Here is a 12,469-nt window from a genome sequence, read left to right as displayed (position 1 = left end):
GCGCGTCGCCAGCCAACACCTACGCCCCGAGCAGCACCTGGGACACTGCCGCGGCCACTGCAACCTTGATGCGCGCGTGCAGCGGACGCAAGTCGGAACGGTCCGTGCGTACCTCGACAATGCTGCGCCCCTTCAAAGGCGAGGCAAGCACGGTGGCGAGCTCCGCCGTCGTACGCACCAAAGTGTGCCCGACGCCGTATGCCGCGGCCAGCGCTGAAATGTCCACGCTGTGCGGGGTGCCGAAGAGGCGCTCGACGGCGGTGCCGTAGCCGCCGTCGTCCTCCACCTTGCCGTGCTCAAGGAGGCCGAAGATGCCACCGCCGGCGTCGTTGAGGACCACGATGCGCAAGTCCGGTCCGGGTTCGCCGGCTCCGAGGAACAGGCCGCCGGCGTCGTGCAGGAAGGTGACGTCGCCCAGGAGGAGGGTGGTTTCGCGGCCAGCGCCGAGGGCGATTCCCGTTGCCGTGGAGATGGTGCCGTCAATGCCGGCGAGGCCGCGGTTCGCGAATACTGTGACGAGGGGCTCGGGCCCTGGCTGTCCGGCGAGGTCTACGTCGCGGATGCCGTTGGAGGAGCCCAGGACCAGCTGCCCTCGCGCATGTTTCCAGACGGCGGCTCCCACTGCGGGTCCGTTGGCTGCGCGTTCTGCCTCGAGGACGCCGTCGAGCGCGTGTTGGGCCGCGGCACCGGCCAGCAGCCAGGCGTCGAGCCACTCATCCGAGCCACGGCCCGCAAAACCGGCCAGTTCAGTCAAAGACTCGAAGCGTTCCTCGCGACGCCGGCCGTGCTCGTACCAGGCCACCGGTACGGGCTCGTACATGGCGGCGGGAAGGTCGTTGCGGGCCAGCAGGGCGGCGACGGGCCTGGAAAGGGTCGGCCGTCCGAAGACCACCACCCGCTCGATCGGCAGTGCGGACCCGGGCCCGAAGTTGTCCAGCATGAGGCGATACGGCCCGACGGCGTTGGGACCGAAGCGCGCGTTGGAGGAGGGCTCGGCGAGCAGCGGAAGGCCGTGGGCGCGGGCGAACGCCTCGGCGACCGGACCGGCGTCGTGCCCTGCCAAAACCACCGTGCGCCGTTCCGTCAGTTCAGCAGAAGCGGGGGGCATGCTCAATGGTTGGGGACCGGAGTCGAAGTGGAAAACTCCGTGGCCCTTGGTGGCGGGCAGCGCCTCGCCCGGCTCCGGAACCAGCGGCTCGCGGAACGCCAGGTTGAGCTGCACCGGCCCGGGAGGCGTGTCCTCGAGGGCGCCGGTTGCCGCATAGATGGCAGTCTCGACGGCCCTCTTCGGGTTGCTGCCCGCGGCAATATCGACGGCGAAGCGAACGTGTTCGCCGAAGAGGTCCAGTTGGATGGTGGTTTGGTTGGCGCCGGTCCCGTGTAGTTCGGCAGGGCGATCAGCCGAAAGGACCACTAGCGGCACGGCGGCGTGGTTGGCCTCCATGACCGCAGGCAAAAGATTCCCGACGGCGGTGCCCGAGGTGGTCAGGACAGCCGCCGGGGCGCCCGTCGACAACGCCAAGCCGAGGGCCGTGAAACCGGCAGAGCGTTCGTCGATCCGGACCAGGAGCCGGACGTTCCCGGCCGCTTCGGCCTCGGCCAGCGCGTACGCCATGGGTGCCGAGCGCGAACCGGGAGAGACCACCACGTGCCGCACACCGCCGTCGAGCAGCGCCTTAACAGCGATCCGGGCAGCGGCGAGGGAGCTCAGGGAGCCTTGCGAAGTCACCGCACCAGTCTATTAGCGGCGCCTCCCTCCAAACGCTCGCTCACCTATGGGGCCAAAATCCCAAACGCTCGCTCACCCATGGGGACATAGGTGAGCGAGCGTTCACCGAAAGACCCACATACGTGAGCGAGCGTCGGGAAAGGAGCGTCGGGAAAGGGGAGGAAAGTGTGAGGCAGGGAGCAGCCTTAGCCGTCCTTGCGGAACACCTGCACGATCGACGGTCGCGGGGCGCGGACCTGGCCGGCGGCCGGGGTGGCTCCGGCGCCCACGTAATCCGGGAAGAAGGAGTGCGGGGCGTCGAACGTCCCTTCCTCGCCCGGGTGCTGCACGGCAACGAATACTGTCCGCTCGTCGTCGTGCACGATCGGTCCGCACGTCTCGGCGTCGCGCGGCACGGCGAGGAACTGCTCAACCTTGCCGCGGTCGCTGCCGTCCAGCGTGACCTTGAAGAGGCCGTCCGCATACCCGATCGACGACGGCGCGCCATCCGTGGCGATCCACATGTTGCCTGCGGAGTCGAAGGCAACGTTGTCTGGGCAGGAAATGGGCGAGACCTTGTCGGCCGGGAAGCCGGAGAAGTAGGTGGAGGAGTTCTTGGCCGGGTCTCCACAAACCATCAGGAGCGTCCAATTGAAGCGCGTGGACGCCTGGTCGCCGGTTTCTGTGATTTCCACGATGTGGCCGTCCCGGTTGAGGGTGCGCGGGTTGACCTCGGTGGCGCCTTCCTTGCCGGGCTTGCCGCGGTCCGAGTTGTTGGTGCAGACCACGTAGACCTTGCCGGTTGCCAGGTTCGGCTCGACGTCTTCGCAGCGGTCCATCTTCGTGGGGCCAACCTTGTCCGCGGCGATGCGGGTGTAGACCAAGACCTCGGGGACGGACATGCCCGGAACTGCGGAGGCGCCGTCGACCACCAAAGGAAGCCACTCGCCGGAACCGTCGAACGCGCCGTCGGAGGGAAGCGCACCGTTGCCGGTGATCTCCGACGCCGGTGAGTCACCCGTGAACTTGGCCACGTAGAGGTCGCCTTCGGAGAGAAGGTTCATGTTGTTCCGGCGGGCCGCGGCCGAGTCGCCGGGCATGTACTTGCCCTTGGAGACGAACTTGTAGAGGTAGTCGAAGCGCTCGTCGTCGCCCATATAGGCCACCACACGGCCGGAGGCGGCAACAATCACGTTGGCGCCCTCGTGCTTGAAGCGGCCCATCGCGGAGTGCTTCTTAGGTGTGGAGGAGGGGTCGAACGGATCGACTTCCACGATCCAGCCGAAGCGGTTGGTTTCGTTGGCGTAACCGGCGTTGTTGGTGTTGAAACGCGGCTCATCCAGTTCCCATTTGCGGGCCGTGGGCTTGTTCGAGAGGCCGTAGCGCTTGTCGCCCGCCGAGGTGCCGGGAGCCACGAAGTAGCCGTTGAAGTTTTCCTCGCCGGAGAGAATGGTTCCCCACGGGGTGGTCCCGCCCGAGCAGTTTCCCAAGGTGCCCTTGATCTTCCGGCCTGAGGGGTCGTCGATGGTCTTGACCAAGTCCGTGCCAGCGGCAGGGCCGGTGAGCTCGTAGGTGGTATCGGTCAGGAAACGGCGGTTGAGCGGCGCACCCTTGACGTAGTTCCACGGCTTGTTCTTGTTCTTGCGCTCGAGTTCAACAACCGTGAGCCCGTGCGCGGCACGCCCGATCGCGCGCGCCTCCGCAGCCGCCAAAGACGCCGGGAACATGATGTTCTCGTTGGTGTACTCGTGGTTGGTGAAGAGCACGGCACGGCGGTCCTTGGAATCCGCGATGGGCAGGATGTCCGTGTAGTCGTTGTTGTAGCCGAACTGGCGGGCCTGCGCGGCGGCGGTCTGGCTGTTCAGCTCGAAGGCCGGCGAGTCGGCAAAGAGCGGATCGCCCCAACGGATGATCGGCTGCCACGCGAAACCATCCGGCACCGTGAAGGCATCAACGGTGTAGTCGACCGGCTTGATCGGCGCGAACTTGAGCTTGGCCTTGTCGAAGCCCGTCTTTGCGGCCTCGGACAGGCCAACACCGCCGGCTTCGGGAAGGTTGCCAGACAGGCTGCCGCCCAGTACGACGGCGAGCGCACCCACGGCGCCGAAGCCCAGGGCGGCGCGGCGGGACACTGCTGCGGAAGCGATGTCGCGGAAGTAGGCGTTGGAGCTCGTGTTGCACACCTCGCCCGAGCAGGCGTTGTCGCACTTCAGGGCGCACGTGACGGGACTGCGCTTGCCCTTCGTATGGCCGAGCATGGGGAGCAAGTCAAACTTGCGCTTGGTTGATTCAGACATGGGAATACCTCCGGGGATTGAGTGATTTCCCCACCCTTACAGCGCTAACGGAATCCGAGAGGACGCTCCGGTAAAGTTCCGGTGAATTCCCAGACTTTTCCCAGCAATCTATGCATCAAGGAGTGCGTGCACCCTGCGGAGCCGGTCCAGCCACCAATCGCGACGCTCGGCGGGAGCCGCATACCGCTCCAGCAGCCCCTCATCGGCGACGGCATCGCGGACGCGGATGGCGCCGTCGTCGGGCACTAACGGATTCCGCGTGATGTCCGAGGCGAACAGCCGCACCGTCCCCAGCCCGCACGCGTAGGGCAGCTCCGGCAACGCGGCCGCGAGCGCGAGCCCCGCGCGGATCCCCACCGAGGTGTCCAGCGCCGAGCTCACGACGGCGGGAAGCCCGGCTTGCGCCACAATGTCCAGCGCACGCCGCACTCCCCCAAGCGGCGCCACCTTGACCACGATCAGGTCCGCCGCTCCCGCCCGGGCCACCTTGAGGGGATCGTCTTCCTTGCGCACGGATTCGTCGGCGGCGATGAGCACGGGCGTTCCCTGCTGCGCGAGCAGCCGGCGGACTTCGGCGAGGCCCTCGATGTGCGGCACGGGCTGCTCGGCGTATTCGAGCCCGACGGCGGAGAGCCGCCCGAGTGCCTCGACCGCCTGCGGCACGTCCCAGCCCGCGTTCGCATCCACACGGATCGCGGCATCCGGCAGGGCGTCCCTGACTGCGGCGACGCGCGCGACGTCGTCGGCCAGTTCCTGACCGCGCTCGGCGACCTTGACCTTGACGGCGTCCACGCGGCCGAAGCGTTCCAGGACCTCGGGCACCCGGGCGGCAGGCACGGCGGGGACGGTCGCGTTGACGGGAATGGTGTCCCTTAGCTGCCGCGGAAAACCCTGCCATGCGGCTTCGACGGCGGCGGCGAGCCAGCGGGAAGCCTCGGCGTCGCCGTACTCGGGGAAGGGACAAAATTCGCCCCACCCGGCCGGTCCGCGGAACAGGAGGGTCTCGCGCTCGGTGATGCCCCGGAACTTGACCCGCATCGGCAGGCTGACCACTTTCGCGGTGGCAAGGAGCTCATCGAGGGCGGGGAATGGAGGCATGGTTTCACTGTAGCTTGGGGCGCGGTTAGGCCGGGGTGCCCGGCGGCGGGGTCGGGTTAGCTGGCGGCGTGGCCGGGTCAGCTGGCGCCGTGGCCGGCCCGGTGGGCTGCTTTGCGCCGGGAGCCCCCGGCAATTGATCGCCGGCATGGTCAACGATCGCGTTGACATAGCTGCTGAGCTCCTGGATGACAGCATCGGTGGGCTGCGCGTCCGGCAGCGGGTGGACCCCCGTGACGAACAGGCTTCCGCTCATGGTGACCATGCGCAGCACATGGATCGGCGCTCCGGAGCCCGTGATGCTGGTGACGTATGTGAACGACTTCGACCCGTGAAGGTCCATACTCAACCGTTTCAGGGACGAGTGCACCTGTTGGTTCCCCGAACTGATAGTCACCTCGGGGCAATATCCAAGAGCCCGACCGATGCTGTACATGCCCTGCCAGAAATAGCCGGAATCGTCGGACGAAGCCATGATGACGGACATGTTCTCCTGGGGCCCCAGCACCGCGGCCGCCGTCGGGATTCTGTAGTCGACCAGTTCTCCTGCTTTCAGGAGGTCCCGGCATCCAGCGGGATCGGTGGTCATGTCGGCGGGCCCGACTGCCATCGAATCCTGCAAGTCCTGAATCGCTGCCTCACCAATGGGTGTTGACATCACGCCGTCGGGAGCACGGAGGCTGCCGAGCAACGCCTGCAGCTCCTGCGACGAACGGACCCGCGTTTGGATACCACTGCTTGCGGTGGGTATTGCGGATGGCTTGGTCGCAGGGGCGGAGGGCGTCCCTCCATGGGCCAACGGTCTGGCGGCAGTCAGATCGAACACGCAGGCGTTGAGACTCAACGCCATTGCCGCCGCCAGCACGATCGTAGCCATTCGGCGCGAAGAAAAAATCGGACCCACCCCCATAGATCAGAACACCGGTTCTACCCGGCACGCCCAACGATACCTCTTTGCGTTCGGCTCGAAGGGCGTATATCTGAGCGAGCGTTCGGCTCGAAGGGCGTATATCTGAGCGAGCGTTTGGTTGACACACACAGGGCCCCCACAGACGCTCGCTCACCTTTGGGGTGTTTTCCAGCGACGCTCGCTCACATGATGTGAGCGAGGGTCCGGGCTTTTGGCCCCATAGGTGAGCGAGCGTCGGGCTGGAGGCTGGAGGCTGGGGAACGGGGACCGGAACCGGCCCTCACACGCGTTAGGTAGAATGCAGCAAGAAACGGAACCACAGCCGGAGGAGCCCGCATGCAGCGCAAGGCCACAGCACTCGACGTCGCCAAACGGGCGGGCGTCTCGCGGAGTGCGGTGTCGCTGGTGCTCAACGGCCGTGGCGACGGCAACGTGGCCAAGGAAAGCCAGGACCGTATCCGCCAGGCAGCAGCGGATCTCAACTACTCCCCCAACCCCATCGCGCTGAGCCTGCGAAACCAACGAACGCGCGTGATCGGCATCGTGTCGGACGAGGTGGTGGTGAGCCCGTTCGACGGCAACATCATCGGTGGCGCCGACGACGTCGCCCGCGCCCACGGATTTGTCACCGTGGTGATGGACACCGAGCGCGACGCCTCCCGTGACGAGAGCGCCGTCGAGACCCTGTTGGACCGGCAAGTGGACGGGCTGATGTATGTCACGGTCGGCTTGAAGCCGCTCGACGTGCCCCAGGGCATGTTGCGGATCCCCTCCGTGCTCGCCAATTGCTACGACAGCAGCCCCGCCCCACGGCTGCACCACGTGATCCCGGACGAGGTTTCCGGCGGCCGGGAAGCCACCGAGCACCTCTTACAGCTGGGCCATCGCGATATCGCATTCCTCGCCGGCGCCGCCACCTCCCCGGCTGTGCCCCTGCGCATCGTGGGGCATCGGGAGGCAATGGCCAAGGCCGCCATCCCCGTCCGCGAAGACCGCGTATTCATGGCCGGTTGGGACATCAACGACGGTTTCCATGGCGCTATGGGGCTGCTCTCCGCCACCGAGCGGCCGACGGCGATTGTGTGCGCCAACGATCGACTCGCCATCGGCGTCGCCCTGGCTGCGGCGCGGCTGGGCCTTTCCGTACCGCGCGACCTCTCGATCATGGGTTACGACGACGAGTCCCGCATCGCGGCCACCATGGTCCCCGCGCTCACCACCATGGCGCTTCCGCTTCGGGAAATGGGCGCGGCCGCGATGAGCATGTTGCTCGAGCAGATCGAGGACCCGGCCAAGCGGTCGACATCGGACGGCAGCGGCCATCTGGAAACCATGGTTCCCTGCCGTTTGGTGGTCCGTGAGTCCACCGGGCCTGTACCCACTCTCTAGATCCGACCACTTTTGGCCGGGCCGTCGTCCGGGAACCCGCGGAAATACGGGGATCCCGGACTGCAGCACCGGTCAAAAGTGGTCAAATGTGGGGAAACTACGACGGCGGCCTGCCGCCTATTCCGGCAGCTTCAGTTCCCAGACGTCCGCGGCCGCACCTTCGGGAAGCTCAAGGATCCATGCTTCCCCGGCCGCAGGGTAGGCGCGGAGGGTCGTGGCGACAGAACCTGTCCGATACACCTCCACCAAGGAAGCATCCACGAAGATGCGGAGTTCCTCGCCCTCGGACAACGGCCCTGCAAACACAACTTGCCGTTCCGCGCCGGAGGCCAGGACCAGCCGAACCTCACCGGCTCCAGCAACAGTCCCAGCCGTCACAACTGCCTCGGCAAACGGCGGCAAGTCAACGGCCCCGGAAGCCCCGGCCGCGAGGACAGGACCCCGGTACGCGTCCACCTCAGGCGCAGGAGCAACCACCAATGCACCATCCTCAACCGAGAGGAAGCGCGGGTGGGTTAACACGCCTGCCCAGCCTGCGGCGTCGATCTCGTCTTGCGAACGGCCACGCCGGCCATCACGGCCCGGGCCTTCGTTGGCCCATCCCCACAACAGGGCGCGCGGCTCCGGCGTCGCACCAGACGACGGCGTCGCCACAGACGTCGACCGCGCCCCTGACGACGACGCAGTATCCAGCTGAACGATCTGCGGGGCGTAGAAGTCCCGGCCAAGGTCGGACCTGCCCCCGGAACGCGGGACGAACACCGGCAGCCCGGTCGACGGGTCCTCAACAAGCGAGCCGATCAGGTGGCCCACTCCGTTGGCGTGCTCATGGTCGTCACCGGAGAGCCAAAGGGAAAACATCATGACCCAGGTGTCGGCCCCGTCGGAAGGAACCCCGTCGGGACCCACCCCGTCGGAAGGAACCTGAACCAGTTGCGGGCACTCCCAGATCTCAGCCGGAGTGTGCGTAGCGGCAACGGGGTTCTCGGTGGTGAGCCAAATGCCTTGGTACTTCCAGTCGGACATGTCCTCCACCGTGTACAGCAGCAAAGCAGCATGTCCATCGGCCAGCCCGGCGCCCTGCATGGCGTAGCGCTTGCCGTTGAAGTGGAAGATGAAGGGGTCCCGCACGGCCGTGACCAAGCCGTCGTCCGGCATGGAAGCGGCGATGTGGCCATCCTGTTCCCAGCTCACCAGGTCCGCTGAGCCCCGGGAAATCACCACTTGCGAGTGCCCGCCGTCGCCCCGCACGCCCGAATACGCAGCGGTGGGGACACCGCCGTCGTCGGTCACCACACCGGTCCAGCAGCCGAACTCGTCCGGGCCGCCGTCCTGCGGGCGCAGCGCGACGGGGTGCTCATCCCAGTGGACCAGGTCCGGGGAGCTGACGTGGCCCCACTGGATCCGGTGGTGCCGGGCCGATTCCGGGTTGAACTGGAAGAACACGTGGTAGCGGCCGTTGATGTAGCTGATGCCGTTGGGGTCGTTGATCCAGCCTTGCGCCGGCCGGGGGTGGAAGCGTGGGAAAGCCGGGTCCGGGTGGGTGGCCGCCGCGGCGAGTGCAGGGGCGGTGGATATGAGGTCCGTCATCGAAGTCCTTTCAGGAAGTAGAGGCTATTTGCCGGTGCCGGCGGTGAGTCCGTCACGCAAGGCGCGCTGGCCGAACATGAACACCACCAGGGCGGGAATCATGGAGAGGATCACGCCTGCCAACACCACGGAGATGCTGCCCGTGCCCAGGTTGCCCTGTAGCGACACCAGGCCCAGCGGGAGCGTGAAGTTCTGCTCGGAGATGGTCAGGATGAGCGGGCGGAAGAACTCGTTCCAGTGGTAGTTGAATGCCAGGATGCCGACGATCGCCATGCCCGGCATCGCCAGCGGCGCATACACGGAACGGAACGTGCGCCACGGCGAGGCGCCGTCGATCGCGGCGGCCTCGCCCAAATCACTTGGCAGCCCCAGGAAGTACTGGCGCATCAGGAAGGTGCCGAACGCCGTCGGGATCGCCGGAAGGATCAGCGCGAGGAGCGTGTCGGACAAACCGATACCGCGGATCAGCATGAAGACCGGAACGATCGTCACCTGCGCCGGGACCATCATGGTGGCCAGCACGATCGAGAACAGCGCCCCGCGGCCCCGGAACTTGAGGTTCGCGAACGCGTAGCCGGCCAGCGCCGCCGTGAACATCTGCCCGACGGCGATCAGTCCCGTCACGAGGGCGCTGTTGAGGACCAGAAGCATGATGTTGAGCTGCTTGAAGACCTGGTCATACGACGAGAAATCGGGGTTGAGCGGAAGGAACGACGGCGGTAGCTGGAACGATTCCGCCGGTGGCCGCAGCGAGGTGGACAGGGTCCACAGCACCGGGCCGAGGATGAAGACGGACGCGATCAGGAGCAGCACGATTCGTCCCGCCATGCTCCAGTTCCGCTTCTTGCGGGGCGCGGGCCGCTGGGGAGCCAAGCGATCGACGTCGGCGCGCTGGGTTGAGGTTGTAGTCATGGCGGGCCTCACTGGTAGAAGACGAATCGTTTGCTGAGCCGGAACTGGGCGGCGGTGATGGCCATGATGATCAGGGTGAGGATGACGCCGATCGCCGATGCCTGGCCGAACTCGAGGCGCTGGAACGCGGACTCGAAGATCACCATCACCGCGGTGCGCGTCGAGTCGCCGGGGCCGCCGCGGGTGAGGACGTAGGGCTGGTCGAACACTTGCAGGGCGTTGATGATCGCCATGACCGACGCCACTAGCGTGGTGGGGCTCAGGAGCGGCAGCGTTACGTGGAGGTGTTTGCGCCAGCCCGTGGCGCCGTCGATCGACGCGGCCTCGTAGGTTTCGGTGGGGATGGAGGCCAGCCCGCCGATGAACAGCAGGAACGAGAACCCGAAATTCTGCCATACGTACACGAGGATCACGACGGCGGCAGAACCGGCCGGCGTCGTCAGCCACGGGACGGCGGGGATGCCGACGAAGGACAAAAGCCAGTTGACCACGCCGAATTGTTCGTTGAACAGGTAACGCATGAAGATGGACACCGACGCGGCGGACAGGATCAGCGGGAAGAAGAAGGCGCTGCGGAAGAAGACGCGAAGCCAGGCCGGGAGCTTCTCCTGCACCATGATGGCCAGCGCCAAGGCGAGGCCGAGCTGCAATGCCACGGCGACCACTACGAACATGATCGTGTTCAGGAACGAGACACGCACGGTGGGGTCCTGGACCACTTCGGCGAAGTTGTCGAACCCGACGAAGCTTGGCGCCGAAATGATGTCCCAGCGGAAGAACGCGAGGACCACGGAAGCGACGATCGGCACGAGTGTGAACAGCCCCATGCCAAGGATGGTGGGAGCCAGGAACGCCCAGGGCAGCCAGCGCTGACGCTGCCTTCCGAATGATTCGCTCCCCGTTCCGCCGCCGTTCCGGCGTTTGGACCCCGCGCCGTTTCGGCGTTTGGTGGACATGCCCGTTGTTGCCGTGCTCATGCCTGCCTCCTCAAGGCAATCTCAAGGTCGCGCTGCATGGAGGCGAGGGCTTGCTTGAGCTGGTTCTCGTCACCGCTGACGGCCAGGGATACGTTTTTCATCAATGCGGTCTCGACGGCGGCCTGCTGGGGTGGTGCCGGGATGGGACCTGTGGTGGGGAATTTGTCGAGGGTGTCGTAGAAGACTTTCCAGTGTTTCGGCCCGCGTCCTGCGTACAGCTGCTCGTTGACCATGGAGCGGCGCGCCGGGGTGGTGTTCGGCGTCGGGAAGACCAGGCGCATTGCCTCCAGGCTGGAAGCGAACTTGAGCCACTCCCAGGCAGCATCCTTGTCCTTGGCGGTCTTCATGATGGCGTAGCCGGCGGTGCCGAACTGGTGCCGCTGGGTGCGCCAGCGCGGGAAGAACTGGACGTCGAAGTCGTCCTCCTTCATTCCGGCTTCGTGGAGGCCTTCCACCCAATATCCGCCGGCCGGTGTCATGCCGATCCTGTTGGAGGCGAACAGGCCGACGAGTGAATTTCCGCCGCCTTCCTCGGGACGGACACCGAGACCATCCTTGACGAGGCCGCGGAGGTAGTCGAAGGATTCGTAAACCCGGGGGTCGTCGGCATTGGGTTCAAGCCACTGGTAGCCGCCCGAACGCAATCCGCGGGAAGGATCCTGGGCATAGAAGCTGTCCCAGAGCCATTCGCCGCCCGTGGACTTGGATTCCTTGAGGAAGCTGGTGTCGTTGGCATAGAGCCAGGGCACCACACCGCCGAAGAGCCTGTTGGTCCAGTAGTACGGGGTGAAGTCCTGCGGCCTCGCTTTCCGCATCGCTGCCAGGTTGTTCCGGAAGTCCACCTGGGTCCAGTTGTCTGCAGGACGTTCAAGTCCGGCTTGCTGCAATGCCGAGGTGTTGTAGTACATGTTGGCGGCGTTCCAGTCGATGGGAAGCTGGAACAGGCTGCCCTTGTACATAAACGCTTCCACGAGGCTCGGGTGGACGTCTGCGAAGTACTCCTTCATGTCCGCGGCGTCGCGGCGAAGGTACTCGTCCAAGGGGTGCGCCAGCTTCTCGGCGAAGAGCTGGGCACCTTCGGTGGCCACGTAGACCACATCCGGTGGCGTTCCAGCTGCCACCATGGTGAGGATCTTGGTGAAGAAGTCCTTCCAGTCCGCGGCCTGGATGGCCTGGACCTTCACCTTGATTTCCGGGTGCACCTTCGCGAACGCATCGATGACCCGCTGGCGGGCGGCTGCGTCCGCTGCGGTTCCCAAGATGGCGATGCTGAGACTGTTGTCGCCGCGGCCCGGGATGTCCATGCCGGTCAACCGCGGCCACGACGCCACTGTTGCTCCGACAATTCCCGCACCCAAGGCACCAAGGGCTGTCCTGCGTGAGATCTCCCGCAGCTTCCCATTGCTTCCTGGCATGTCTATTCCTTCCTAACACGTGTTAGGTAGCGTAAATCCATCACCTAACACGTGTCAAGCATCACATTCGTGTTACGCGCCCCTCACCCCTCCCCGACGCCCGCTCACCTATCCCGACGCCCGCTCACCTTTATGGCCTTTTGGTCCGACGCTCGCTCACGTATGTGGCCCAAACG

General features: G+C 65.9%; 9 protein-coding genes. 1 reads left to right on the top strand and 8 read right to left on the bottom strand.

The genetic code is table 11. The annotated features are described in order from the left end of the window. Window positions 1-19 precede the first annotated feature (19 nt). From menD to ACFVTG_RS04460, 4 genes are all read right to left on the bottom strand, one after another. Window positions 20-1,729, bottom strand: a complete 1,710-nt coding sequence (menD, locus tag ACFVTG_RS04475) for a 2-succinyl-5-enolpyruvyl-6-hydroxy-3-cyclohexene-1-carboxylic-acid synthase (RefSeq protein ID WP_390278439.1) — start codon at window positions 1,727-1,729, stop codon at window positions 20-22. A gap of 185 nt (window positions 1,730-1,914) precedes the next feature. Further along, entirely contained in the window at window positions 1,915-4,005 is a 2,091-nt protein-coding gene (locus ACFVTG_RS04470) for a PhoX family protein (protein ID WP_390278436.1), read from the bottom strand. A 108-nt stretch (window positions 4,006-4,113) separates the two neighbouring features. Then, the gene (locus tag ACFVTG_RS04465; RefSeq protein ID WP_390278434.1) at window positions 4,114-5,103 is read right to left on the bottom strand and encodes an o-succinylbenzoate synthase; all 990 of its coding nucleotides are present in this window, start codon (window positions 5,101-5,103) and stop codon (window positions 4,114-4,116) included. 25 nt (window positions 5,104-5,128) lie between these two features. Then, a complete protein-coding gene (locus ACFVTG_RS04460) occupies window positions 5,129-5,977 on the bottom strand; it encodes a hypothetical protein (RefSeq protein WP_390278431.1) in 849 nt (282 codons plus the stop codon). A 369-nt stretch (window positions 5,978-6,346) separates the two neighbouring features. On the opposite strand from ACFVTG_RS04460, the gene ACFVTG_RS04455 reads away from it, so the two are divergent. After that, a complete protein-coding gene (locus tag ACFVTG_RS04455; RefSeq protein ID WP_390278428.1) occupies window positions 6,347-7,399 on the top strand; it encodes a LacI family DNA-binding transcriptional regulator in 1,053 nt (350 codons plus the stop codon). A 117-nt stretch (window positions 7,400-7,516) separates the two neighbouring features. On the opposite strand, the gene ACFVTG_RS04450 is transcribed toward ACFVTG_RS04455, so the two are convergent. The 4 genes from ACFVTG_RS04450 to ACFVTG_RS04435 form a co-directional block, all read right to left on the bottom strand. Further along, window positions 7,517-8,989: a glycoside hydrolase family 32 protein gene (locus ACFVTG_RS04450; RefSeq protein ID WP_390278425.1), complete on the bottom strand. Its 1,473-nt coding sequence runs from the start codon at window positions 8,987-8,989 to the stop codon at window positions 7,517-7,519. Between the two features lie 24 nt (window positions 8,990-9,013). Further along, window positions 9,014-9,817, bottom strand: coding sequence for a carbohydrate ABC transporter permease (locus tag ACFVTG_RS04445; protein WP_236818659.1), 804 nt, complete (start codon window positions 9,815-9,817; stop codon window positions 9,014-9,016). Window positions 9,818-9,909: 92 nt separating this feature from the next. Further along, window positions 9,910-10,878, bottom strand: a complete 969-nt coding sequence (locus ACFVTG_RS04440) for a sugar ABC transporter permease (RefSeq protein WP_284755334.1) — start codon at window positions 10,876-10,878, stop codon at window positions 9,910-9,912. Beyond that, the gene (locus ACFVTG_RS04435) at window positions 10,875-12,293 is read right to left on the bottom strand and encodes an extracellular solute-binding protein (RefSeq protein ID WP_284755333.1); all 1,419 of its coding nucleotides are present in this window, start codon (window positions 12,291-12,293) and stop codon (window positions 10,875-10,877) included. The genes ACFVTG_RS04440 and ACFVTG_RS04435 overlap by 4 nt, the downstream gene beginning before the upstream one ends. Between the last annotated feature and the right edge of the window lie 176 nt (window positions 12,294-12,469).

The sequence above is a fragment of the Arthrobacter sp. NPDC058127 genome (assembly GCF_042884555.1).
GTDB lineage: Bacteria > Actinomycetota > Actinomycetes > Actinomycetales > Micrococcaceae > Arthrobacter.
This window is presented reverse-complemented; position numbering and strand designations above follow the sequence as displayed.